At 59.5% G+C, this 23,670-nt stretch carries 21 protein-coding genes and 1 pseudogene; 10 read left to right on the top strand and 12 right to left on the bottom strand.

What is annotated here, in order from left to right; genetic code table 11:
• The first annotated feature begins 168 nt into the window (after positions 1-168).
• From E3Z29_RS16395 to rarD, 3 genes are all read left to right on the top strand, one after another.
• Positions 169-1,068, top strand: coding sequence for a LysR family transcriptional regulator (locus tag E3Z29_RS16395; RefSeq protein WP_134786317.1), 900 nt, complete (start codon positions 169-171; stop codon positions 1,066-1,068).
• Between the two features lie 69 nt (positions 1,069-1,137).
• The gene (locus tag E3Z29_RS16390) at positions 1,138-2,151 is read left to right on the top strand and encodes an aldo/keto reductase (protein ID WP_134786316.1); all 1,014 of its coding nucleotides are present in this window, start codon (positions 1,138-1,140) and stop codon (positions 2,149-2,151) included.
• 286 nt (positions 2,152-2,437) lie between these two features.
• Positions 2,438-3,319, top strand: coding sequence for an EamA family transporter RarD (gene rarD, locus E3Z29_RS16385; protein WP_027611999.1), 882 nt, complete (start codon positions 2,438-2,440; stop codon positions 3,317-3,319).
• A gap of 179 nt (positions 3,320-3,498) precedes the next feature.
• On the opposite strand, the gene hppD is transcribed toward rarD, so the two are convergent.
• Positions 3,499-4,575: a 4-hydroxyphenylpyruvate dioxygenase gene (gene hppD, locus E3Z29_RS16380; RefSeq protein WP_103368986.1), complete on the bottom strand. Its 1,077-nt coding sequence runs from the start codon at positions 4,573-4,575 to the stop codon at positions 3,499-3,501.
• Between the two features lie 459 nt (positions 4,576-5,034).
• Here hppD and E3Z29_RS16375 point away from each other — a divergent pair, with 459 nt between their 5' ends.
• Both E3Z29_RS16375 and E3Z29_RS16370 read left to right on the top strand, forming a co-directional pair.
• Positions 5,035-6,570: an EAL domain-containing protein gene (locus tag E3Z29_RS16375; RefSeq protein WP_134786315.1), complete on the top strand. Its 1,536-nt coding sequence runs from the start codon at positions 5,035-5,037 to the stop codon at positions 6,568-6,570.
• Between the two features lie 234 nt (positions 6,571-6,804).
• Positions 6,805-7,170: a histone-like nucleoid-structuring protein, MvaT/MvaU family gene (locus tag E3Z29_RS16370; RefSeq protein ID WP_003224630.1), complete on the top strand. Its 366-nt coding sequence runs from the start codon at positions 6,805-6,807 to the stop codon at positions 7,168-7,170.
• A gap of 217 nt (positions 7,171-7,387) precedes the next feature.
• Here the strand turns inward: E3Z29_RS16370 and E3Z29_RS16365 are convergent, their stop codons facing one another.
• Entirely contained in the window at positions 7,388-7,906 is a 519-nt protein-coding gene (locus tag E3Z29_RS16365; RefSeq protein ID WP_167734207.1) for a DUF4946 domain-containing protein, read from the bottom strand.
• A 139-nt stretch (positions 7,907-8,045) separates the two neighbouring features.
• Here E3Z29_RS16365 and gloA point away from each other — a divergent pair, with 139 nt between their 5' ends.
• Positions 8,046-8,567 carry a lactoylglutathione lyase gene (gene gloA / locus E3Z29_RS16360; RefSeq protein WP_134786314.1) on the top strand — a complete coding sequence of 174 codons (522 nt, stop codon included), beginning with the start codon at positions 8,046-8,048 and terminating at the stop codon, positions 8,565-8,567.
• Positions 8,568-8,742: 175 nt separating this feature from the next.
• Here the strand turns inward: gloA and ahpF are convergent, their stop codons facing one another.
• From ahpF to E3Z29_RS16345, 3 genes are all read right to left on the bottom strand, one after another.
• Positions 8,743-10,305 (bottom strand): alkyl hydroperoxide reductase subunit F, encoded by a 1,563-nt coding sequence (gene ahpF, locus E3Z29_RS16355; protein ID WP_027612006.1) that lies wholly within the window; start codon positions 10,303-10,305, stop codon positions 8,743-8,745.
• 132 nt (positions 10,306-10,437) lie between these two features.
• Positions 10,438-11,001: an alkyl hydroperoxide reductase subunit C gene (gene ahpC / locus E3Z29_RS16350; RefSeq protein ID WP_003224621.1), complete on the bottom strand. Its 564-nt coding sequence runs from the start codon at positions 10,999-11,001 to the stop codon at positions 10,438-10,440.
• A 136-nt stretch (positions 11,002-11,137) separates the two neighbouring features.
• Positions 11,138-12,076: a site-specific integrase gene (locus E3Z29_RS16345; protein ID WP_134786313.1), complete on the bottom strand. Its 939-nt coding sequence runs from the start codon at positions 12,074-12,076 to the stop codon at positions 11,138-11,140.
• Positions 12,077-12,253: 177 nt separating this feature from the next.
• Here E3Z29_RS16345 and E3Z29_RS16340 point away from each other — a divergent pair, with 177 nt between their 5' ends.
• Positions 12,254-13,270 carry a DNA-binding protein gene (locus E3Z29_RS16340; protein ID WP_103368981.1) on the top strand — a complete coding sequence of 339 codons (1,017 nt, stop codon included), beginning with the start codon at positions 12,254-12,256 and terminating at the stop codon, positions 13,268-13,270.
• Here E3Z29_RS16340 and gorA read toward each other — a convergent pair.
• Both gorA and E3Z29_RS29435 read right to left on the bottom strand, forming a co-directional pair.
• A complete protein-coding gene (gene gorA, locus E3Z29_RS16335; RefSeq protein WP_134786312.1) occupies positions 13,267-14,625 on the bottom strand; it encodes a glutathione-disulfide reductase in 1,359 nt (452 codons plus the stop codon). The genes E3Z29_RS16340 and gorA overlap by 4 nt on opposite strands.
• Before the next feature lie 40 nt (positions 14,626-14,665).
• Positions 14,666-14,836, bottom strand: a complete 171-nt coding sequence (locus E3Z29_RS29435; RefSeq protein WP_143503118.1) for a GPO family capsid scaffolding protein — start codon at positions 14,834-14,836, stop codon at positions 14,666-14,668.
• On the opposite strand from E3Z29_RS29435, the pseudogene E3Z29_RS16330 reads away from it, so the two are divergent.
• Positions 14,823-17,070: pseudogene (locus E3Z29_RS16330) on the top strand (TonB-dependent siderophore receptor). The gene E3Z29_RS29435 and the pseudogene E3Z29_RS16330 sit on opposite strands and share 14 nt — an antisense overlap.
• A 205-nt stretch (positions 17,071-17,275) precedes the next feature.
• Entirely contained in the window at positions 17,276-17,485 is a 210-nt protein-coding gene (locus E3Z29_RS16325; protein WP_097089648.1) for a hypothetical protein, read from the top strand.
• Positions 17,486-17,569: 84 nt separating this feature from the next.
• Here the strand turns inward: E3Z29_RS16325 and E3Z29_RS16320 are convergent, their stop codons facing one another.
• The 5 genes from E3Z29_RS16320 to E3Z29_RS16300 all read right to left on the bottom strand — a co-directional run bounded on the left by E3Z29_RS16320 (position 17,570) and on the right by E3Z29_RS16300 (position 22,533).
• A complete protein-coding gene (locus E3Z29_RS16320; RefSeq protein ID WP_098968408.1) occupies positions 17,570-18,067 on the bottom strand; it encodes a GNAT family N-acetyltransferase in 498 nt (165 codons plus the stop codon).
• Positions 18,068-18,175: 108 nt separating this feature from the next.
• Positions 18,176-18,757 (bottom strand): DinB family protein, encoded by a 582-nt coding sequence (locus E3Z29_RS16315; RefSeq protein WP_134786311.1) that lies wholly within the window; start codon positions 18,755-18,757, stop codon positions 18,176-18,178.
• Between the two features lie 17 nt (positions 18,758-18,774).
• Positions 18,775-19,893 (bottom strand): cell division protein ZapE, encoded by a 1,119-nt coding sequence (gene zapE, locus E3Z29_RS16310; protein WP_134786310.1) that lies wholly within the window; start codon positions 19,891-19,893, stop codon positions 18,775-18,777.
• Positions 19,894-20,465: 572 nt separating this feature from the next.
• A complete protein-coding gene (speB, locus tag E3Z29_RS16305) occupies positions 20,466-21,425 on the bottom strand; it encodes an agmatinase (protein ID WP_134786309.1) in 960 nt (319 codons plus the stop codon).
• A 16-nt stretch (positions 21,426-21,441) separates the two neighbouring features.
• A complete protein-coding gene (locus tag E3Z29_RS16300; RefSeq protein WP_134786308.1) occupies positions 21,442-22,533 on the bottom strand; it encodes a polyamine ABC transporter substrate-binding protein in 1,092 nt (363 codons plus the stop codon).
• Positions 22,534-22,632: 99 nt separating this feature from the next.
• On the opposite strand from E3Z29_RS16300, the gene E3Z29_RS16295 reads away from it, so the two are divergent.
• Positions 22,633-23,526, top strand: a complete 894-nt coding sequence (locus E3Z29_RS16295; RefSeq protein WP_134786307.1) for a LysR family transcriptional regulator — start codon at positions 22,633-22,635, stop codon at positions 23,524-23,526.
• Positions 23,527-23,670: the final 144 nt, after the last annotated feature.

The raw sequence follows: 23,670 nt of genomic DNA, 5'->3' as shown, positions 1-23,670 counted from the left end.
AAGATCAAAAGATCGCAGCCTGCGGCAGCGCCTACATGGAAATACGCGTTTCCCTGTAGGAGCTGCCGCAGGCTGCGATCTTTTTTTGCTCACTGATTGCAACGCCCGAACTTGCCAATCACGGAAAAATCCCGCAAAAACGCACGAATCTTTAAAGGATTTTTACCAATGAGCTCGATTCTCGATCTGGAGATCTTCGTCCGCGTGGCCGACTCCGGCAGCATCTCCGCCGCTGCCCGCGCGCTGGAACTGACGCCGGCCGCCGCAAGCATCGCGCTGAAGCGTCTGGAAACCCGCCTCGGCATCCGCCTGCTCGCGCGCTCCACCCGCAGCATGCGCCTGACCGAAGAAGGTCGGCGTTATCTCGACAGCGTACGCATTGCCCTCGGCGCACTGGCCGAAGGTGAACAAGCGCTCAGGCAACACGGCGAAGGCCTCAGCGGTGTGCTGCAACTGGCGGCGCCTTCGGACTTCGGGCGCAACGTGTTGTTGCCGTGGCTGGACGATTTCAAACGTGAACACCCGAATATTCAACTGCAATTGCTGCTCAACGATCGGCACGCCGATCTGTTCCGCGAAACCGTGGATGTCGCGCTGCGCTTTGGTGTGCCCAGTGATTCGACCCTGGTCGCGTTGCCGATTCTGCCGGCGCATCGCCGTGTTGCCTGCGCCAGCCCGGACTATCTCGCCCGCCATGGCACACCGCAACATCCCGGCGAACTGCGCGAACACAGCGCCCTGCTCTACCTGCGCAATGGTCGGCCCTACAACACCTGGCGCTTCAGTCGCGAGGACGAAACGCTGGAAATTGAAGTCCACGGCGACTACTTCAGCGATGACGGCGAAGTCGCGCGGCGCTGGGCCCTGGCCGGGCATGGCATTGCCTACAAAGCCTGGCTGGACGTCGCCGAGGATGTGCGCGGCGGACGCCTGCTGACGCTGTTTGATGACTGGCATGGCGAGAGCGTGCCGTTCAATCTGCTGTGCCCGCATCGGGTGCAGGTGTCCGAACGCGTTCGGGTGTTGCAGGCGTTTTTGCAGACGCGTTGCGCAGCACTGGGCCGATAATTCACTTTGCCCCGTCGGATGCTTCTGGTATTTGATTGGAGTTTTCCCACCCGATAAAAGGATTTCGGCATGAGCTACCGCACACTGGGGCATTCGGGGTTGCAGGTGTCCACCCTCACCCTCGGCACGATGATGTTTGGCGAGCAAACCAGCGCCGAGGACTCGCTGCGCATCATCGACAAGGCCTGGGATCAGGGCATCAATTTCATCGACACTGCCGACGTCTATACCAACGGCCGCTCGGAAGAAATTGTCGGCGAGGCGATCGCCCGCCATCGGCACGAATGGGTGTTGGCAACCAAGGTCGGTTTCGGCCCGGCGGACGGCGTGCCGAACCGCAGCGGCTTGAGCCGCAAGCACATCTTCAATGGTCTGGAGGCCAGCCTGACCCGTCTTGGCACCGACTATCTCGACATCTATTACCTGCACCGCGAAGACCACAACACGCCGCTGGAAGTCACGGTGTCGGCGATCGGCGACCTGATTCGTCAGGGCAAGATCCGTTACTGGGGCCTGTCGAACTATCGCGGCTGGCGCATCGCCGAGGTGATTCGCATCGCTGACAAGCTCGGTATCGACCGCCCGGTGATCAGCCAGCCGCTGTACAACATCGTCAACCGCCAGGCCGAGACCGAGCAGATCAGCGCCGCGCAAACCTATGGCCTCGGCGTGGTGCCTTACAGCCCGCTGGCCCGCGGCGTGCTCAGCGGCAAGTACGCACCCGACGCCACTCCCGACGCCAACAGCCGCGCCGGGCGTCAGGACAAACGCATTCTGGAAACCGAATGGCGCGTGGAATCGCTGCGCATCGCCCAGCAGATTCAGCAGTACACCCAGGGCCGTGGCGTCGGGATTGTCGAATTCGCGATTGCCTGGGTGCTGAACAACAGCGCGGTGAACTCGGCGATTGTCGGGCCGCGTACCGAACAGCAGTGGGACGCTTACACCAAGGCGCAGGCGGTGCAGATCACGGCGGAGGATGAAGCGTTTATCGACTCGCTGGTGACGCCGGGGCATGCTTCGACGCCGGGGTTTAACGATGTGAGCCATTTTGTGTCGGGCCGTAAACCGCGTTCGACGTGAGCCCCCCGCCCTCACCCTAGCCCTCTCCCGGAGGAGAGGGAACCGATCGGGGAATATTGAAGCTACGCTTTTGCCTGAAGCTGTTGTGTTGAATCCATAATCGACTCGGACTTTCACATCGCTGAATGTCGCGAGACCCTACGGTCAGTCCCCTCTCCCTCTGGGAGAGGGTTAGGGTGAGGGGCTTTTGGGTTCATGTAGAAAATATTGACCGCCCCGGCCAATATTCAGCACAAAAACCACGTATCCTGCGCGCCCTGTTTGATCACCCATCCGCGAGGACAGTTTGTCTAAAGGTATCGCTCTATCGGTTTCAGCTTCGGTGCTGTTTGCCGTCATGTATTACTACACCTCGCTGCTCACTCCGTTGAGCGGCGTGGAAATCTTCGGCTGGCGGATGCTGCTCACCGTGCCGTGCATGACCGTGTTCATGCTGGTGTCGGGTGAATGGCGGCGGGTGCTGGAGTTGCTGCGCAAGGTGGCGGGCTATCCAAAGCTGATTGGCGGTCTGATTGTTTCGTCGGGTTTGCTCGGCGTGCAGTTGTGGCTGTTCATGTGGGCGCCGCTCAACGGCTACAGCCTCGATGTGTCGCTGGGTTATTTCCTGTTGCCGCTGGCGATGGTACTGACCGGGCGCATTGTGTACGGCGACAGCCTGTCGTACCTGCAGAAAATCGCGGTGTTCTTTGCCGTTCTCGGCGTGGCGAACGAGCTCTATCGGGTCGGCGGATTTTCCTGGGCGACCCTGGTGGTCGTGGTCGGTTACCCGCTGTATTTCGTCCTGCGCAAACGCCTGAAGACCGACAACCTGGGCGGTCTGTGGGTCGACATGACCTTGATGCTGCCGGTGGCGTACTGGTTCGTGCGCGGTGGTGAGCAAGGTTTCGCCGTGTTCGATCAGTATCCGGGCTTGCTCTGGCTGATTCCGCTGCTCGGTCTGATCAGTGCTTCGGCGCTGGTGGTGTACATCATTGCCAGCCGCTTGCTGCCGTTCAGCCTGTTTGGTTTGCTCAGTTACGTCGAGCCGGTGTTGCTGCTCGGCGTGGCGCTGTTGCTCGGTGAAAGCATCAAGGCGGGTGAGTGGCTGACCTACATTCCGATCTGGCTCGCCGTTGTGGTGCTGATCTTCGAAGGCTTCAAACACCTGATGCGACAACGCAGGTCTTAAAAGCAACACAAAACTACTGTGGGAGGGGGCTTGCTCGCGAAAGCGTCAGTTCAGTCAACAAAGACCTTGAACGAAAGACCGAATTCGCGAGCAAGCCCGCTCCCACAGTTTTGCTGATGCAAAAAAAAATCCCGGCTGTGCATGACTGCAAGCCGGGATTTTTTCATTCTGGTGGAGGATTACTCGGTTGCGAGCACACCACGACGCACCTGATCACGCTCGATCGATTCGAACAGGGCCTTGAAGTTGCCCTCGCCGAAACCATCGTCGCCTTTACGCTGGATGAATTCGAAGAACACCGGGCCCATCAGGGTTTCCGAGAAGATCTGCAGCAGCAGGCGCTTGTCGTCCGGGTTCGACGAGCCGTCGAGCAGGATGCCGCGCGATTGCAGTTGATCCACCGGCTCGCCGTGGTTCGGCAGACGGCCTTCGAGCATTTCGTAGTAGGTGTCCGGCGGCGCGGTCATGAAGCGCATGCCGATCTTCTTCAACTGATCCCAGGTCTTGACCAGGTCGTCGGTGAGGAACGCCACGTGCTGAATGCCCTCGCCATTGAACTGCATCAGGAACTCTTCGATCTGCCCGGCGCCCTTGGACGACTCTTCGTTCAGCGGGATGCGGATCATGCCGTCCGGTGCGGTCATCGCTTTCGAGGTCAGGCCGGTGTATTCGCCCTTGATGTCGAAATAGCGGATCTCGCGGAAGTTGAACAGCTTCTCGTAGAAGTTGGCCCAGTAGGCCATGCGGCCGCGGTACACGTTGTGGGTCAGGTGGTCGATGATCTTCAGACCGGCACCGACCGGGTTGCGATCAACGCCCTCGATGAACACGAAGTCGATGTCATAGATCGAACTTCCTTCGCCGAAACGGTCGATCAGGTACAGCGGCGCGCCGCCGATGCCCTTTATCGCTGGCAGATTCAGCTCCATCGGGCCGGTTTCGATGTGGATCGGCTGAGCACCGAGTTCCAGTGCGCGGCTGTAGGCCTTTTGCGAATCCTTCACGCGGAACGCCATGCCGCACACCGACGGTCCATGCTCGGCCGCGAAATACGAGGCCACACTGTGCGGTTCGTTGTTGAGGATCAGGTTGATCGCGCCCTGACGGTACAGGTGCACGTTCTTGGAGCGGTGGGTCGCGACTTTGGTGAAGCCCATGATCTCGAAGATCGGCTCCAGGGTGCCAGGAGTCGGCGATGCGAACTCGATGAACTCAAAGCCCATCAGGCCCATTGGGTTTTCGTATAAATCTGCCATGGTGGCGCCTCATCATTCTTATCAATTAACCAGAGTTATTTGTCAGTAATGCTGAGACCGGCGGGAGGTGCGCAGGAGATGCCTCGCACACTGCGGGCGAGGAAGTCACCGTAGATCAGTTGAAACCCGAATATCTTCATTGTCGACCCAAGGCTCTTGCGGGCGAGGCTTCTGCTGCCAGAAGACGTTTATTATTGTATGCGTAACCCGATTCTACACAGCGTAAATAGGGTTGTCTGCCCTCTCTATAAAATCCGCCTTTTTCGCATCGGTGCAAGAGGTTTGTTGCGCACGTAAACAAGCTGAGCCTGTATCGCACTCGCCCCGCAGATCAATCGCCTGTAAGCGGCACAAGCGGCAACGGCCATCTATCATGCGTTTTGACTCCGCTGTTTTTCACAGGCGCGCCGTTGCCAGCCTGCATTCGAGAGTTTCACTCCATCGCAACAGGATGCGTCCATGCCCTTGACTGTCAAACCCCGCCGCAAACGTAGCGTGCGGATGATTGTGACCCTGCTTTGCGGCCTGCTGCCGGTGCTTTTGGGCACAGGGATTCTGTATCTGCAAGCCGAACGCACCTTGCAACAGAGCACGCAAAATACCGCCGAGGAGGCGCTGCGCCAGTTTGAACTGATGCTCGACAACACCGCCCAGGCCGCCAGCGAACTGCTGCCCCTGGCCGGCCAGCCCTGCGACAGCGTCAAACTGGCCTTGCGTGAGCAGGTGACCCGTCGACCTTTTGTACGCTCGACCAATCTGGTGTGGGACAACAACCTCTATTGCAGCTCGCTGTTCGGGGAGTTCAAGGAGGCCGTGAATCCGGGCGACTATACGCAGGGCAAACTGTGGTTGATGAATGGCAACCCCGTCACGCCCAACACCGCGCTGTTGGTGTATCGCCTCAGCGAAGGTCGCGGTGGCGCGCTGACCACCCTCGATGGTTATCACCTGAGCAACATCCTGCGCCTGATCGGCCGGCAGACGCTGCTGTTGTTGCAGGTCGGCGATAACTGGCTGTCCGTCGATGGCAAGGTGCATCAAGGCGCCCTGCCGCCGTTACCGGTGGCGCAGAGTATGCTCGCGTCTTCGCGCTATGCCTTCAGTGTCAGTGCAGGCTTCCCGCAGGGGCAAACGTGGCGCTACATGGCCGGCGAATACCCGCCGCTGTTCAGTCTGCTGATATTTTTCGGGGTGATCGCGGGCGCTATCGCCCATGTCCTGCAACGGCGCGCCACTTCGCCCAGCCATGAGATGCTGCGCGCGCTGGAGGCTGGCGAATTCATTCCCTACTTCCAGCCGGTGGTGCATGGCGACAGCCGGAAGTGGTCCGGCGCTGAAGTGCTGATGCGCTGGAATCACCCCAAGGAGGGTCTGGTGCGTCCGGATCTGTTCATTCCGTTTGCCGAACATTCAGGCCTGATCGTGCCCATGACTCGTTCGCTGATGCAGCAGACAGCCGCCCTGCTCGGCCCGTTGTCGGCGGAGTTCGACAAACCGTTCCACATCGGCATCAACATCACCGCCAGCCATTGCCAGGATCTGCAACTGGTCGAAGACTGTCGCGGGTTTCTCGCTGCTTTTGCCCCCGGCAGTATCAACCTGGTGCTGGAGCTGACCGAGCGCGAGCTGATTGAGCCAACCGATGTCACGCACCTATTGTTCGAGCAGTTGCACGCGCTGGGGGTGATGATCGCCATCGACGATTTCGGTACCGGTCATTCAAGTCTGGGCTACCTGCGAACATTCAATGTCGATTTTCTCAAGATCGACCAGAGTTTCGTCGCGATGATCGGCATTGATGCGCTGTCGCGGCATATTATGGACACGATTATCGAACTGTCGGCCAAGCTCGATTTGGGTATTGTTGCCGAAGGTGTAGAAACTCAGGCTCAGGCTGACTATCTGACCGCACACCACGTCAACTTCCTGCAGGGCTATCTGTTCGGAAAACCCATGCCTGGCGCCGACTTCATCGATGCATTAAGTCACCATTAACTAAAAATAAATTAAGCCCGGCGCTGCGACCGGGCGCACCAAATTGATACAAAACACCACTGTTGTTACATGACGACAAGATCAGGATTTACTCTTTGCGCATTAACTACTACAATTTTTTCAGCCTGTGCAAGATTGGCAGGTGAGCCATTATCACCGAGTCGCTTCAAGGCTCTTGGCTTATAGCTTTGTTTGCGGTTGGTATCAGCCAAACACACTATTGGAGTAAAGATATTGTCCAGACTCGCTGAATTTCGTGCAGCTGAAAAGGCCCTTCAGGAACAGCTCAAGCAGTTGGAATCGCTGAAGAACGATGCCGGGCTCAAGAAAGAAATCGAATTCGAAGAAAAGCTCCAGGGGCTGATGAAAACCTACGGCAAAGGCCTGAAAGACATCATCGCCATCCTCGATCCGAACCCGTCCAAGTCCGGCCTGCAAGTGTCTGCCGCACCGAAAACCCGCCGCGCTCGCGTGGTCAAGGTCTATCAGAACCCGCACACCGGTGAACTGATCGAAACCAAGGGCGGCAATCACCGCGGCCTGAAAGCCTGGAAAGAACAGTACGGTGCTGCCACCGTCGATTCCTGGTTGCGCGGTTAATCTTGCGTCAACAAACAAGCCCTGCTCTATGCAGGGCTTTTTTTCGACAATATCTAACAAAAGCAACGATTTCCGCCACGCTAATTATCAATCTGCTTTAACACCCACAAGCCGTGAGGCTAAACATTTTGCGCCGGGATGTTGCAACCGCAACGACCGCTAAACTTTATGCTTAATTCCTTCGGGTATCTAAACCCGTAGCGGTGCAAACAGACGCTTAAAGTTTCAAGCTGTTTCTCACTGCGACTATTTCCTCGGCGCTCGCCGTATAAACCTCAGCCTGACCCGCGTAAGAAAGTACATAAGCCTTATCCGTCGCGACCGCAGCAACCAATGTTTGCGACAACACATGACGGCCGTTTTCGGTGATCGTGCAGGTGGTCTCCAGTGCATCGAGAGCGGCGAGTTTTGCCGGATGTATCTTGTTGCAAACGCTTTGATAGCCGCCCTGGAAGAAGTCTTTCTGAATAGATTTGCGCATTTCCAGCAGGACACCCTGCACATTGACCTGATGGCCTGCCTCAACCTGGCTCATGGTCAACTCCATCACCATCACCTGATTGCCGTCGGTGTCGGTTTTCACCGCGCGCTGGCGCGAAACCTGAGGGGCTTGATCGGGCAGCGCCTCCACTTCCCAGCCTGCAGGCCAGGTGATACTGGGCTGATCCGCCAGCGCCGGAACGGCAAGCAGCGATGAGAAAAGGCAAACGAACAGCGCTTTGAACGGTCGGATCATTACCAGAGGCACTCGCAGATTGAGCAGCAAAGTCTGAGGCCCGGCCGCCCACAGAGCAAGCCGCGCATTCGGTTTGGCGATGCCGCCCCGCATGCGTATCATTGCGCCCATTCACTCGCCCCATTGTTACGGAGGGCCTATGAGCCTGCACGAACTGAACACTTTCCCCGGCGTCACCGCCACTCCAGACAGCGCAACCCGCAACTTCGTCTTCAACCACACCATGCTGCGTGTGAAGGACATCACCAAGTCGCTGGACTTCTACACCCGCGTCCTGGGTTTCTCGCTGGTCGAGAAGCGTGATTTCCCGGAAGCCGAATTCAGCCTGTACTTCCTCGCGCTGGTCGACAAGGCGCAGATCCCGGCCGACGCCGCCGCCCGCACCGAATGGATGAAGTCGATCCCCGGCATTCTGGAACTGACCCACAACCACGGCACCGAAAACGACGCCGACTTCGCCTATCACAATGGCAACACCGACCCACGCGGTTTCGGCCACATCTGCATCTCGGTGCCAGACATCGTTGCCGCGTGCGCACGTTTTGAAGAGCTGGGCTGTGATTTCCAGAAGCGCCTGACTGATGGCCATATGAAAAGCCTGGCGTTCATCAAGGACCCGGATGGCTACTGGGTTGAAATCATCCAGCCTGCGCCGCTGTAACTCACTGCAAATTTCTCCTGTAGGAGTGAGCCTGCTCGCGATAGCGGTGTGTCAGGCCATGATGTTTTGAATGTGCAGCCGCCATCGCGAGCAGGCTCACTCCTACAATTGGATTGTGTCAGGCATAAAAAAACCCATGATCGCTCATGGGTTTTTTCGTTTCAGCGACTGCCGTTTACGCCGGCGCAGAAGTACGGATCAAGTGATCGAACGCGCTGAGGGAAGCCTTGGCGCCCTCGCCCACTGCAATCACGATCTGCTTGTACGGCACAGTGGTCACGTCGCCGGCCGCGAAGATCCCCGGGATCGACGTCTCGCCACGGTTGTCGACGATGATTTCACCACGCGGCGACAGCTCGATGGTGCCTTTGAGCCAGTCGGTGTTCGGCAGCAGACCGATCTGTACGAAAATCCCTTCCAGCTCGACGCTGCGCAGTTCGTCAGTATTGCGATCCTTGTAACGCAGGCCGTTGACCTTCTCGCCATTACCGGTGACTTCAGTGGTTTGCGCACTGGTGATCACAGTGACGTTTGGCAGGCTGTGCAGTTTGCGTTGCAACACCGCGTCGGCACGCAGTTGCACGTCGAACTCCAGCAGTGTCACGTGGGCAACGATACCGGCCAGGTCGATGGCCGCTTCCACGCCGGAGTTACCGCCGCCGATCACCGCCACGCGCTTGCCTTTGAACAGCGGGCCGTCGCAGTGCGGGCAGTACGCCACGCCCTTGTTACGGTATTCCTGCTCGCCCGGCACGTTCATTTCACGCCAGCGTGCGCCGGTCGCCAGGATCACGCTCTTGGCTTTCAGGGTTGCACCACTGGCAAAGTGGACTTCGTGCAACTCGCCGTTCTTGCCGGGAATCAGCTTGTCGGCGCGCTGCAGGTTCATGATATCGACGTCGTACTGCTTGACGTGTTCTTCCAGCGCCGTCGCCAGTTTCGGGCCTTCGGTTTCCTGCACGGAAATGAAGTTCTCGATGGCCATGGTGTCCAGCACCTGACCGCCGAAGCGCTCAGCCGCAACACCGGTGCGAATGCCTTTACGGGCGGCATAGATCGCGGCCGACGCACCGGCCGGGCCACCTCCAACTACGAGCACATCAAAGGCTTGTTTGGCGCTGATTTTCTCGGCCTGACGCTCGATGGCGCCGGTGTCGAGTTTGGCGAGGATTTCTTCCAGGCCCATGCGGCCCTGGCCAAAGTTCTCACCGTTGAGGTAGATGCTCGGCACGGCCATGATCTTGCGATCGTTGACTTCGTCCTGGAACAACGCGCCGTCGATGGCGACGTGACGGATGTTCGGGTTCAACACAGCCATCAGGTTCAGCGCCTGGACCACGTCCGGGCAGTTCTGGCACGACAGCGAGAAGTAGGTTTCGAAGCTGAACTCGCCCTTGAGCGAGCGGATCTGTTCGATGACTTCAGCACTGGCTTTCGATGGGTGGCCGCCGACTTGCAACAGGGCCAGCACCAGCGAGGTGAATTCATGGCCCATCGGGATGCCGGCGAAACGCAGGCTGATATCGGCACCCGGACGATTGATCGAGAACGACGGTTTGCGGGCATCGGTACCGCTGTCGATCAAAGTAATTTGGCTCGAAAGACTGGCAACGTCTTTCAGCAGGTCAAGCATTTCCCGGGATTTCGCACCGTCGTCGAGGGAAGCAACGATCTCGATCGGCTGGGTAACCCGTTCCAGGTACGATTTCAACTGGGCTTTAAGATTGGCGTCCAACATACGGGCGATCTCCTGTGTCTTTATTCGAGGCGAAAAAAAGCCCGAGCGAATCTCGCCCGGGCTTTTTCAATGGGCGGTGCAGCTTACTGAAGTAGGTGCGGAGTCCCGCCCTGTATTGCGTGTCTCACAGACTCAGATCTTGCCGACCAGGTCCAGGGACGGAGCCAGAGTGGCCTCGCCTTCTTTCCACTTGGCTGGGCAAACTTCGCCTGGGTGAGCAGCAACGTATTGAGCAGCCTTGATCTTGCGCAGCAGCTCGGAAGCGTCACGGCCAACGCCGCCATCGTTCAGTTCAACGATTTTGATCTGGCCTTCAGGGTTGATCACGAAGGTGCCACGGTCAGCCAGGCCAGCTTCTTCGATCAGCACGTCGAAGTTGCGGGAGATGACGTGGGTCGGGTCGCCGATCATGGTGTATTCGATTTTGCCGATGGCTGGCGAGGTGTTGTGCCAGGCAGCGTGAGCAAAGTGGGTGTCGGTCGAAACGCTGTAGATTTCCACGCCCAGTTTCTGGAACGCAGCGTAGTTGTCGGCCAGGTCTTCCAGCTCGGTTGGGCACACGAAGGTGAAGTCGGCTGGGTAGAAGAACACTACGGACCATTTGCCTTTCAGGTCAGCGTCCGAGACTTGTACGAAGTCGCCGTTTTTGAATGCGGTAGCTTTGAACGGTTTTACTTGGCTGTTGATGATAGGCATTGATGACTCTCCGTCAGGGTTGTGAATTCGATGGGTGAATCCTACCCACTCACTCGACGGATGGCTCATTGGCAAACCTGATGCTGCTGATTTGTTTTCGCTATTAGCGGACTGTATTAATAGAAGAAAACCATATCTACGACGAAGCCGGTTTATCCGTAATCCGGGCCATCCCGTGAAAGGGGCTGGCTTCAACATAGCGCATGGCTGACTTCATATCCTTCCAGCCGACGTAACTCATCAGCGATTTCAGATCCCAGCCGCTTTGATGCGCCCACGTGGCAAAGCCGCGGCGCAGGGAATGGCTGGTGTAGCGCTCGGCCGGGATGCCGGCGCGCTCCAGCGCCTGACGCAGCAGCGGAATGATGCTGTTGGCGTGCAAGCCCTCCTCGCTCAGATGGCCCCAGCGGTCAACGCCGCGAAACACCGGGCCGCGTACCAGCGCTGCCTCGGTGATCCAGTCGATATAAGCCTGCACCGGGCACAGCTTGAGCAGCGCCGGCGCCTGATACGTCTGCCCGAGGTTGTCGCGGTCGCCCTTGCTGCGCGGCAGGTAGAGGGTGATGCCGCTGCCGGCGTGCGCTTGCACATGCTCGATCTGCAGACGGCACAACTCGTCGCTGCGGAAGCCACGCCAGAAGCCCAGCAAAATCAGCGCCCGATCGCGATAGGCCTTGAGCAACTGCGGACGATCCTCATTTTGTCTGGCACTACTGGCTTCCTGCTCCAGCCAGTCGACCACTTGCTGCAGATCGTGCAATTGCAACGGTTCGGCCTGTTTTTCCTGCGCCGGATGCAGTGCGCGAATGCCTTTGAACACTTTGCGCACCACCGGCGCCTTGGTCGGATCGGCAAAACCCTGACTGTTGTGCCACTGCGCCAGCGCTGACAGCCGCAGTTTCAGTGTGTTGATGGACAGCACCCCGGCATGCTCGACCAGATACCGCGCCACGCTGTCGGCGGTCGCTGGCAGGAAGCCGCCCCACTTCACTTCGAAATGCTCGATCGCAGAACGATAGCTGCGGCGGGTGTTGTCACGGGTGGCGGCTTGCAGATAGCGATCGATCTCGCTCATGGGCAGTGTTCTCGCAGGCGTACTGATTGCTGGATGAAAAAACCGATTCAGGGGTCTGACATTGGGTAATACCAGTATATCCCGCCTGTGATTAATCAAGCATTTAACTTTATTTTCAGCGTGGTACACTGCGTACTTTGGTGGCATGTACCACAGTACGTAATGGTAGGAGTTAAAATGGCCCGTGGTGGCGTTAACAAAGCAGTGGTGCAGATCGCGCGCTCAGCGATTCTGGCCCGAGGCGAACACCCCAGCATTGATGCAGTACGCATCGAACTGGGCAACACCGGTTCGAAAACCACGATCCATCGCTATCTGAAAGAGCTGGATGACGGCAGCCAACCGGTCGAAGCGTCCGCGGAACCGATCAATGACGAACTGACCGCACTGGTCTCGCGTCTCGCCCAGCGCCTGAAAGAACAGGCGCAAGAGCCGATCGAACAAGCGCGCGAGCAGTTCGAAGAGCAGCGCGAAACCCTGGAAGCGGAGCTCAAGCAGGTGCGCCAGGCACTTGAGCAACTGGAACAACAGCACGACATTCAAGGCGCGGCGCTGGCCAAGGAATCCGAAGCGCTAAAAGAAACCCGCTCGATGCTGCAGACCGAGCAAACCCGCAACGCCGGACTCAATCAGGCGCTGGCTGATTTCGAATTGCGCCTGCAGGACAAGGACGAGCAGATCCGCTCGCTGGAAGAGAAACACCTGCACGCCCGTGATGCTCTGGAGCACTACCGCAACGCCACTAAAGAGCAGCGCGAGCAGGAGCAGGCCCGTCACGAAGGACAGCTGCAGCAGTTGCAGATGGAATTGCGCCAGGCGCAACAAAGTGCACTGGTGCGTCAGGACGAGATCACTCAGTTGCATCGCGATAACGAACGCCTGCTCACGGAAAACCGTGGCACTCAGCGCGAACTGAGCCTGATGCAGGATCAGCTCAAGCACAGCAACCAGCGTCAGGATCAGTTGCTGGAGCAAGCCACTCGCGTCGACAACGAACGCACCCTCCTCCAGGAACGCCTGCGCGTGGCCCTGCTGGAAAGTCAGACGCTGAAACAGGATGCCGACGAACAGCGGCAGCTCAATCAGTCACTGGAAAAGGAACTGACCAAGACTCAGGCCAGCCTCGAGGACAGCTTGCGTCTGGCGGCTACCGTTGCGGCAGCGCCAGACACAGCCAAAGCGAAGGACGCTTAAGCGCCGACCGGCGTACGCATGGTGACGAACTCTTCGGCGGCCGTCGGGTGCACCCCGATCGTGTCGTCGAAGTCACGCTTGGTCGCGCCAGCCTTCAGCGCGATCGCCAAGCCTTGGACAATCTCCCCCGCGTCCGGACCGACCATGTGGCAACCGAGCACCTTGTCGGTCTTGCCGTCGACCACCAGTTTCATCAGGGTTTTCTCCTGACACTCGGTCAGCGTCAGCTTCATCGGGCGGAAGCGGCTCTCGTAAATCACCACTTCATGCCCCGCTTCCCGCGCCTCTTCTTCGGTCAAGCCGACAGTGCCGATGTTCGGCAGACTGAACACGGCGGTCGGGATCATCTTGTAATCCACCGGACGGTATTGCTCAGGCTTGAACAAGCGCCGCGCCACCGCCATGCCTTCGGCCAGTGCCACTGGCGTCAGTTGCACCCGACCGATCACATCACCCAGCGCCAGAATCGACGGCTCGCTGGTCTGGTATTGCTCGTCGACCTTGATGAAGCCCTTGTCGGTGAGCTGCACATCGGTGTTTTCCAGCCCAAGGTTGTCCAGCATCGGACGCCGGCCCGTGGCGTAGAACACGCAATCGGCTTCCAGCACGCGACCATCCTTGAGGGTCGCTTTCAGGCTGCCGTCAGGCTGTTTGTCGATGCGCGCGATGTCGGCGTTGAATTGCAGATCCATGCCGCGCTTGGTCAGCTCTTCCTGCAGATGCTTGCGCACCGAGCCATCGAAACCACGCAGGAACAGATCACCGCGATACAGCAGCGTAGTGTTCGCGCCCAGACCGTGGAAAATCCCGGCGAACTCGACAGCGATGTAACCACCACCGACCACCAGTACCCGCTTCGGCAGCTCTTTGAGGAAAAACGCCTGATTGGAACTGATCGCGTGTTCGTGCCCCGGGATTTCCGGAATCTGCGGCCAGCCACCCGTGGCAATCAGAATGTTTTTCGCGGTGAAGCGCTCACCGTTGACCTCGACCTCGTGCGGGCCGACGATCTTCGCGTGGGCTTCGTGCAGGGTCACGCCGCTGTTGACCAGCAGGTTGCGATAAATGCCGTTGAGGCGATTGATCTCGCGGTCCTTGTTGGCGATCAGGGTCGTCCAGTCGAAATTTGCTTCACCCAGACTCCAGCCGAAACCGGACGACTGTTCGAAGTCTTCGGCGAAATGGGCGCCGTACACCAGCAGTTTCTTCGGCACGCAGCCGACGTTGACGCAGGTGCCGCCCAGGTAACGGCTCTCGGCCACCGCCACTTTCGCGCCGAAACCGGCGGCGAAGCGCGCTGCACGTACACCGCCGGAACCGGCACCAATCACATAAAGGTCAAAATCGTAGGCCATTGCTATCTCCTCGGCAGGCCAACAGCATACCCGCCGCCGTCTATTGGGCAAGCGCCGTGAGCAGCTTTTCGCCCGTCTCGGCGAAGTCGGGAAATATCTCCAAATAATAATATTTCTTGTTTGTTACTAAATCGTCGTGCTGCGTCTCGTCTTTGAACCAATGGATTTTTTCCCTCGAAGACAAGGAGTCGGCTGCGATGTTCGCGCCCATTACCCGTTCCATGACCCTGACTGTCGGCTTGTTCAGCATGGCGTTGAGTCCCGATCTGCTGGCTGAAACCGATCCTGAAACAGCGCCACAATCCACCGCCCAGGCGCTGGAACTGGACGCCACCAGCGTCAGCGCCGAAGGCCTCGGCGTTAACACTGAAAACACTGATTCCTACACCACTGGCGCGATGAGCACCGCGACGCGGCTGAACCTGTCGATCAAGGAAACCCCGCAATCGGTGTCCGTGGTCACGCGCCAGCAGATGGATGATTTCAAGCTCGGTACCTTGTCCGAAGCCATGCGCCAGACCACCGGCATCGTTCGTGCAACACAACGACTCGGATCGGGTCAGCTATTCGGCGCGGGGTTACCCGATCAACAATTTCCAGATCGACGGAATGCTCAACACCTTCGGGCGCATGAAGTCAGACTCGGACACCATCATCTACGACCGCATCGAAGTGGTACGCGGCGCCACCGGCCTGACCACCGGCGCGGGTGATCCTTCAGCGACGATCAACATGGTGCGCAAGCGCCCGACTGCCCAGTGGCAGGCACTGGCCGGGGTCAGTGGCGGCAGCTACGACAACTACTACAGCTATGTCGATGTCGGCGGGCCGCTGGCCTTCGATGGTCGGCTGCGCGGGCGTACGGTACTGGCCTATCGCGACAGCCAGTCGTTCCGCGACAAATACGCGCTGCAGCGCGAGGTCGGCTACGGCATTCTCGAAGCTGATCTGACCGACTCCACGGTGCTTGCCGTCGGTTACGACTATCAGGACAAGCAGGTGCAAGGCACGTCCTGGGGGACGGTGCCGTACTGGAACGCCGACGGCAGCAAGGCCGGCCTAGGACGGTCGACCAACATGGCGACATCCTGGAGCTCCTGGCCGCTGAAGGACAAGACCGCGTTCGTTACCCTGGACCAGCAATTGGGTAATGGCTGGAAGCTGAAGGCCGCCTACACCCACCGCGAAAGTGATACCGACGGCAAGGTCTATTACGGCGGCTCCGGTTTTCCCGAGGCCGACCGCAGCGGCATGACGGCCTACATGGGGCACATGCTCGGCACGCAGAAAATGAGCGTGTACGACTTCAACCTGTCAGGGCCGTACCAGCTGTTCGGCCGCGAACACGAGATGATGTTCGGCTACGGCGAGGCGGAAAACCGCTCGACTTCGCCCTACGCCTTCAACAGTCCCCAAGCCGCCGACTACAGCAAGATCCGCGACTGGAAATACATGGGTGACATCGGCAAATTCGCCGACACTGTCACCAGCCTGCCGGGCGCGCGAGGCATCACTCGGCAAAAGGCCGGTTACCTCGCGACCCGTCTGAGCCTGACCGATGAGCTGCATGCAGTACTCGGCAGCCGCTATGGCAGCTGGGACGAATCCAGCACCGATTACTACTATGATGCGCAGCAAAAACTGACCAGCACCGATACCACCCATCAACGCCAGAATGATATCTGGACACCCTACGCCGGCCTGCTTTACGACCTGACGCCGGAGTACACGGTTTACGCCAGCTACACCGACATTTTCAAACCGCAGAGTAAGCGCGACAGCAAACGCAATTACCTCGACCCGGTGATCGGCAGCAACTATGAAGTCGGGCTCAAAGGCAGCCTGCTCGACGAACGCCTGAACCTGGCGACGGCAGTGTTCTGGAGCAAACAGGACAACGTCGCCGAGCGTGACAACTCGGCCCCCCCGGACCCGGTGAGCGGCGAGGAGTTTTTCAAGTCCGGCGGCAAGGGTAACAAGGTCAATGGCTTCGAGGCCGAAGTGTCCGGGGAAATTCTCAGCGGCTGGAACATGACCGCCGGCTACACCTACACCCATTCCGTCGACGGCGAAAAACAGCGCAGCAACACCGCTCAACCACTGAACATGCTGCGGCTGTCCACGGCCTATCGTCTGCCGGGCAACTGGCACGCATTGACCGTGGGTGGCGCGGTGAACTGGCAGAGCGACGTCTATGGCGCGGCTAACCGCCCGGTCGGGCGCGGCGCCAACGGCCGGATCATCACCGAACCGGCGCGGATCAACCAGGAGGCCTACACCGTGGTCAAGCTGATGTCGCGCTATGAGTTCGACAGGCATCTGTCGGCGTCGCTGAACGTCGATAACCTGTTCGACAAGAAGTATTACGACAACGTCGGCTTCTACAACGGCGTGTACTGGGGCGACCCGCGCACAGTGACGCTGAGCCTGGACTGGAAGCTCTGAGCGCACCGGTCCAACAAAACCCCTGTAGTGAGGGGATTCATCCCCGATGGGTCGCGAAGCGGCCCCACTCTCTCGGTGACGCGCAATGCGTCACCAAATCCCCTCGCCACCGCTGTTAACCCCGAGTTAATTCCCCGCCGGGACACTGTGCCCCGAGATCTGCTTCATGGACGAACGGCTCCGACGTTTTTCAGTAGGAGGCACCATGAAAACCACCACCGCCATTCTTGCCGGGCTACTCGCCCTCGGTTCCGCCAGCGCCTTTGCCGAGGGCGGCGCCGAACGCATGCGGCATTACTACGACAACTTCCCGGTCCACCACGCGCCAAGCGAACAGCCGACCGACAGCAAAGCAGCGGAACTGAAGGTTCCGAACGATCAGACCGCGCAAGTCACCGAGTCTTATCGCGACTGATTCACCGAGCAACCGATGGACCTCCGATGGCTCCGCTCTGGCCTCGGAGACGACAGTTGGGCGCCCTGTCCGGGGCGCCTTTTTTTATGCCTGCAGATCCTTGATCCAGAACAGCATACGGCCATGTTCCGGGTCGAACATGCCGGGGGCGAAGCCGAATTTGCGGTAGGAGTTCTGTGCCACCTCGTTGCCTTCGAGCACTTCCAGGGTGATCTTGCAGCAACCGCGCTGACGGCAGATTTCCTCGACCTTGCGCAGCATTTTCTGACTCAAGCCGAGGCCGCGAAATTTGCTCACGACCGCCACGTCATGGACATTGACCAGCGGCTTGCAGGCGAACGTCGAGAAACCTTCAAAGCAGTTCACCAGCCCTGCCGGCTCGCCACCGACGAACGCCAGCACACTGAACGCATGAGGCCTGCGCGCAAGTTCTTCCGGCACGCGACGCAACAGTTCCGGGTCAAGCGAATGGCCGCCGCCCATGGGATCTTCTGCGTAATGATTGAGCACGATGCCGATGGCTTCGGCGTGCAGTGGATTGGTGTAACTGGCTTGCAGCACAAGAATTTCTGCGGAATCCATTTCCATCCCCGATCATGGCCCCGGCGTGCAAAGTGCGCACCTGAAAGGCTGTTCGACCTTACCGCGAGGATGTTGCGGGCCACAACCGGATCTTTTGATTTCCAGGCTTCAGCGCCCCCAGATCAGCTCTTCGGTCCAGCCCAACTCGGCAAAATCCTGAGCACGCAACCCGCTCTCGCCGGCGCAGAAGAACTCATCCAGTTGCGGCGGTTTCACCGTGGTCGCGCTGAGCATCGCGTGCACCTGCCCACGATGATGAATCTGGTGCTCGAACAGGTGCGACAGCATACGCAAGCGACTGTCATGCTGCGGCGTTTCCCGGGCGATGGTGACGATCCGCCCCAGATCGGCATCGCGCAGTTGTTCGCAATAAGCGATCAGTCGACGATCGACGTGCGCCTGCTCTTCACGCAGCGCTGCGGCCTCGGTAAACGGCTCGTCATGGTTGAAAAACACATAGCAATCAGGATGCGGGTCGTCACCGCGCAACTCGCGTTCCAGTGCATCGACGTAGAACCAGTCGCACGTCAGGATGTGATTGAGGGTGAGGCGGATACTCGGAAAAAAGCTCGTTCGCGGCGCCGCCAGCTCAGCGGCGTCGAGCTGATTCCAGGCTTTGCCGAGGCGATGATTGGCCCACGCGTTCTGGTAGGCCATGGTCAGTAAATGATGCGACAGCGGTTGGCTCATACTCGCGCCCTCTTCGCTCAGGATTCGGCAAAACGCTGCAGCTGCATCTCCTGCAACCGGCTGAGGGTGCGCCGGAACGGGAATTCCAGATAACCCTCGGTGTACAGCGCCTCCATCGGTACCAGGGCCTCGATGTACAGCGGCACCTTACGGTCGTAACACTCGTCGACCAAAGCAATGAAGCGACGCACGCCGTCGTCGTGCACCGACAGTTGCGGCAACTCACGGTCACCGGCCACCACCTGCGCCGAGCCGTCCTCGGTGCCGCGAGCGATGCGCCCTTCGCGTTTCTGCGCGCTGAGGTTCGGCACGTCGCTCAACAGAATAGACCGATAGTTGTCGCACAGTGCGATGAAATCCATCGCGGCAAATGGTTGCTCGCAGAGATCGGCATAGCGGCACCAGAGCACCGTCGCACCGGCTTGCACCACGTTCAGCACACGATGGCCGACGGGCACCGGCTCGGCGCTGGCGGGCTGCCCGGCGTTGAGTGACTGGAAGACCTGCTCCAGAGCACTGCCCTGTCCCGGCGCAGCGACAAAATAGCGCTGCTGACCCGCGCCCGGATGCAGGCGATGATCCTCGGCACCATTTACCGCCACCACTTGCATGTGCGCCTTGATCGCGGCAATCGCCGGGACAAACCGGTCGCGGTTGAAGCCGTCGGCGTACAGCTCATCCGGCGGCAGGTTGGAGGTGCAGACCACCACCACGCCTTCGTCGAACATCACCTGAAACAGCCGCCCGAGAATGATCGCATCGCCGATGTCGTTGACGAACAGTTCGTCGAAGCACAACACCCGTACTTCCGCCGCCAACTCTTTGGCCAACGCCCGCAACGGATCGGCGATGCCAGTGAGCTGGAACGAGCGCTGATGCACCCAGCCCATGAAATGATGAAAGTGTTGACGTCGGGCCGGCACCCGCAGGCTCTGATAAAACTGATCCATCAACCAGGTCTTGCCGCGCCCGACCGGGCCCCACAAATACACGCCAGTGACCGACCGGGCACCGGTATGTAAGGCTTCATGGCATTTTTGCAGCGCCCAGACCGCATGCTCCTGGGCTTCATCCTGGATGAACCCCTTGTGCTCGATCGCGTGTTGCCAGGCGCTTAAAGGAGAGTCGAAAGTCATGCGCGGCAGTATGCCACGATGTCCCTGAAAAACAGGTGCCCTTTTGTGGGAGCGGGCTTGCTCGCGAAGGCGCCGGGGCAGCCAACATCACCGTTGAATGACACACCGCATTCGTGAGCAAGCCCACTCCCACATGGGTTCTGTGGGGAGTCGAAGATCGACTGTATATCTCGCGACCTCAAAACAGCGTGCAGGAACTGCCTGGAATACAACCCCCTGTGGGGAGTCGAAGATCGACTGTATATCTCGCGACCTCAAAACAGCGTGCAGCAACTGCCTGGAATACAACCTCCTGTGGGAGCGGGCTTGCTCGCGAAGGGGCCGGGGCAGCCAACATCACCGTTGAATGACACGCCGCATTCGTGAGCAAGCCCACTCCCACATGGGTTCTGTGGGGAGTCGAAGATCGACTGTATATCTCGCGACCTCAAAACAGCGTGCAGCAACTGCCTGGAATACAACCTCCTGTGGGAGCGGGCTTGCTCGCGAAGGCGTCAGGTCAGCCAGCAGCATCGTTGTATGACACACCGCTTTCGTGAGCAAGCCCACTCCCACATTGGCTTTGCGGTGTTTTAAAGGTCGACTTTGTGTCGAGCGGCGTAGAGGCAGAGCATTTCCATTGCCAGGGTGGCCGCTGCCAGCGACGTCACGTCCGCATGGTCATAGGCCGGCGCCACTTCCACCACGTCCATGCCCACCAGATTGATCCCGCGCAACCCGCCGAGGATTTCCAGCGCCTGCAGCGTGCTCAACCCGCCACACACCGGAGTGCCGGTGCCCGGGGCAAAGGCCGGATCCAGGCAATCGATATCAAACGTCAGGTACACCGGGTGATCGCCGACCCGCGCGCGAATCGCCTCGACAATCGCTTCGCAGCCACGCCGATGCACCTGGCGGGCGTCGAGCACGGCAAAGCCCTGATGATCGTCATTGGTGGTGCGCAAACCGATCTGCACCGAGCGCGCCGGATCCACCAGCCCTTCCCTGGCCGCGTGCCAGAACATGGTGCCGTGATCGACGCGTTTGCCGCCCTCGTCCGGCCAGGTGTCGCTGTGCGCATCGAAGTGGATCAGCGACAGCGCGCCGTGTTTACGCGCATGGGCCTTGAGCAGCGGATAGGTGATGAAATGGTCGCCGCCAAACGTCAGCATGGCGCTGCCAGCTTGAAGAACGCGTTCGGCGTGAGCCTCGATGCTTTCCGGGATGGTGTGCGGCGACCCGTAATCGAAATCGCAGTCGCCGTAGTCGATCACCGCCAGATGATCGAACGGATCGAACGCCCACGGCCAGTGGCGTTCCCAGGCGATCCCGGTGGATGCCGCGCGAATCCCCCGTGGCCCGAAGCGTGCGCCCGGGCGGTTGCTGGTGGCGGTGTCGAACGGAACCCCGCTGACCGCCACGTCGACGCCGCGCAAATCACGGCTGTAGCGGCGACGCATGAAACTGGTGATCCCGGCGTAGGTGCTTTCGGCGGCAGTGCCGTACAGGCTGTCACGGGTCAGGGCTTGGTCGTTGAGCATCGGCACGTCCATCGGTGTGCTCCTTTTGTTATTGATGGCTACGGAAAGTGGTCCACAGACGCGTGCGCTGACGCATGTCCTTGAGGCTCATGCTGCGGTCGGCGTACAAGCGATCGCGCATTTCGGCGGGTGGATAGATGTCTGGATCGTTACGCACCGCCTCATCCACCAGCGGCGTCGCGGCCTGGTTGGCGGTGGCGAAAAACAGCGTATTGGTCAGCTCGGCCACCGACTCGGGGCGCAGCATGAATTCGATGAACGACCGCGCCGCTTGCGGGTTTGGCGCGTCCTTGGGAATGGCCAGATTGTCCTGCCAGATCAACGTGCCTTCGCGCGGAATCCGGTAGGCGACTTCGTAGGCTTTGTTGGCCTTGTGCGCCTGATCGGCGGCCATGCTCACGTCGCCGTTGTAGGTCAGCGCCAGACAGACACTGCCATTGGCCAGATCGTTGATCTGCCGGCCGGTGGCGACATACAGCACCGACGGCTGGAGTTTCTGCAACAAGGCTTCGGCGGCGGCCAGATCATGCTTGTCGGTGCTGTAGGGATCCTTGCCGAGGTAATGCAGCGCCAGACCAATGACTTCCTGCGGCGAATCGAGCACGGCAATCCCGCAGTCCTTGAGTTTGCTGGCGTACTCGGGTTTGAACAGCAGATCGAGGCTGTTCAGCGGCACGTCCGGCAAGCGCTTTTTCACCGCCTCGACGTTCAGCCCCAACCCGAGTGTGCCCCAGGTATAAGGCACGGCGTAGCGATTGCCGGGATCGACGGCGGCGAGTTTTTCCAGCAGATCGGGATCAAGATTGGCGTAGCCCCGGAGGCCTTCATGCGGGATTTCCTTCAGCGCGCCCGCTGCCAAACCCCGGGCCAGCACGCTGGACGACGGCACCACCACGTCATAACCGCTGCCGCCGGTCAGCAGTTTGGTTTCCAGCACCTCGGACGTATCGAAGGTGTCGTAGCGCACATGAATGCCAGTCTCCTGCTCGAAACGCTGCAGCGTCTGCGCCGGCACGTAATCGGCCCAGCTGTAAAGATTGAGGGTTTTGTCCTCCGCCTGGGCATTGAGGGCCACGGACAGCAACAGCGCGGGAAAACATAGCTTGAACACGGGAGCCATGACGAACACCTGACCGGAGGAAGTGGTGGCAGGATGCGCCGTCGGATACATTGCAGAAATATCAAGTTTGTTAACCTGACTTTATCCCGGAGTAATGTAATGCTCGGTCAGCTTCACGACCTCGATTTGCAGTTGCTGCGCCTGTTTGTGCGGGTCGTGGAATGTGGCGGCTTCAGCGCGGCGCAAGGTGAGCTGGGCCTGAGCCAGTCGAGCATCAGCCAGCAAATGGCCAAATTGGAAACCCGCCTCGGCTATCGCCTGTGCAGCCGCGGCAAAGGCGGTTTCAACCTCACGCCCAAGGGTGAGCACCTGCTGATCGCGATTCGCGCCCTGTTCCAGTCCATCGAGACGTTCCGGCATCAATCCAACGGCGTCGCTGGACGGCTGATCGGTGAGGTGCGGTTGGGCCTGTCCGAGGCAGTTGATCAGTCGGTGCTGCTGCGGGTGGCAGATGCGATCCGGCGCTTTCGCGAGCGCGATGAGTCGGTGCGCATCGAGTTGATCAGCGCGATGCCCGGCGAGATGGAGCGCCTGCTGCTGCAACAGCGACTGGATCTGGCCATTGGTTATTTCTCTCAAGTGCAGAGCGCGTTCGATTACCGCGAACTGTTCCGGGAAACCCAGCATTTGTATTGCGCGCAGGGGCATCCGCTGTTCCGCGTGGATGAGCCGGATGACGCGGCGTTGCGGGCCTGCGACCGGGTGGATCATCCGTATCGGTTCATGCGCACGGGCGAGCCGTTCCCGGACAAGCGCTTTTCCGCGCGTTCGGAGCAGGTCGAGGGCACCCTTGCTTTTATTCTTTCCGGCAAGCATGTCGATTATCTGCCCGATCACTACGCGCGCGTCTGGGAGGACAAGGGCTTGCTGCGCGCGCTGCGGCCTGGGGAATTGAGTTTCGAAGTGGCGTTTCATCTGGCCCGGCACCGGGCGCAGCTGCCGGGGGATGCGCAGAAGGCGTTTGAGGAGGATTTGCTCGCAGCCTTCACCTGAAAAATTTCTGCCAGCAAATAACCCTGTAGCGAGGGAATTTATCCCCGATGGGCGCGAAGCGGCCCGGCTCTTTGGTATTCAGGAGCTGGGCCTGCTACGCAGTCCATCGGGGATAAATCTCCTCACCACAGAAACAGCAACCAG

Source organism: Pseudomonas sp. S150 (assembly GCF_004526365.1).
Lineage (GTDB): Bacteria > Pseudomonadota > Gammaproteobacteria > Pseudomonadales > Pseudomonadaceae > Aquipseudomonas > Aquipseudomonas putida_A.
The sequence above is the reverse complement of the archived record's forward strand: the minus strand, read 5'-3'. Positions and strand labels throughout refer to the sequence as shown.

Coding starts and splice junctions, on each gene's coding strand:
- E3Z29_RS16395 (WP_134786317.1), top strand. CDS start 169: ATGAGCTCGATTCTCGATCTGGAGATCTTCGTCCGCGTGGCCGACTCC.
- E3Z29_RS16390 (WP_134786316.1), top strand. CDS start 1,138: ATGAGCTACCGCACACTGGGGCATTCGGGGTTGCAGGTGTCCACCCTC.
- hppD (WP_103368986.1), bottom strand. CDS start 4,575: ATGGCAGATTTATACGAAAACCCAATGGGCCTGATGGGCTTTGAGTTC.
- E3Z29_RS16375 (WP_134786315.1), top strand. CDS start 5,035: ATGCCCTTGACTGTCAAACCCCGCCGCAAACGTAGCGTGCGGATGATT.
- E3Z29_RS16365 (WP_167734207.1), bottom strand. CDS start 7,906: ATGATCCGACCGTTCAAAGCGCTGTTCGTTTGCCTTTTCTCATCGCTG.
- gloA (WP_134786314.1), top strand. CDS start 8,046: ATGAGCCTGCACGAACTGAACACTTTCCCCGGCGTCACCGCCACTCCA.
- ahpF (WP_027612006.1), bottom strand. CDS start 10,305: ATGTTGGACGCCAATCTTAAAGCCCAGTTGAAATCGTACCTGGAACGG.
- ahpC (WP_003224621.1), bottom strand. CDS start 11,001: ATGCCTATCATCAACAGCCAAGTAAAACCGTTCAAAGCTACCGCATTC.
- E3Z29_RS16345 (WP_134786313.1), bottom strand. CDS start 12,076: ATGAGCGAGATCGATCGCTATCTGCAAGCCGCCACCCGTGACAACACC.
- E3Z29_RS16340 (WP_103368981.1), top strand. CDS start 12,254: ATGGCCCGTGGTGGCGTTAACAAAGCAGTGGTGCAGATCGCGCGCTCA.
- gorA (WP_134786312.1), bottom strand. CDS start 14,625: ATGGCCTACGATTTTGACCTTTATGTGATTGGTGCCGGTTCCGGCGGT.
- E3Z29_RS29435 (WP_143503118.1), bottom strand. CDS start 14,836: ATGGGCGCGAACATCGCAGCCGACTCCTTGTCTTCGAGGGAAAAAATC.
- E3Z29_RS16325 (WP_097089648.1), top strand. CDS start 17,276: ATGAAAACCACCACCGCCATTCTTGCCGGGCTACTCGCCCTCGGTTCC.
- E3Z29_RS16320 (WP_098968408.1), bottom strand. CDS start 18,067: ATGGATTCCGCAGAAATTCTTGTGCTGCAAGCCAGTTACACCAATCCA.
- E3Z29_RS16315 (WP_134786311.1), bottom strand. CDS start 18,757: ATGAGCCAACCGCTGTCGCATCATTTACTGACCATGGCCTACCAGAAC.
- zapE (WP_134786310.1), bottom strand. CDS start 19,893: ATGACTTTCGACTCTCCTTTAAGCGCCTGGCAACACGCGATCGAGCAC.
- speB (WP_134786309.1), bottom strand. CDS start 21,425: ATGGACGTGCCGATGCTCAACGACCAAGCCCTGACCCGTGACAGCCTG.
- E3Z29_RS16300 (WP_134786308.1), bottom strand. CDS start 22,533: ATGGCTCCCGTGTTCAAGCTATGTTTTCCCGCGCTGTTGCTGTCCGTG.
- E3Z29_RS16295 (WP_134786307.1), top strand. CDS start 22,633: ATGCTCGGTCAGCTTCACGACCTCGATTTGCAGTTGCTGCGCCTGTTT.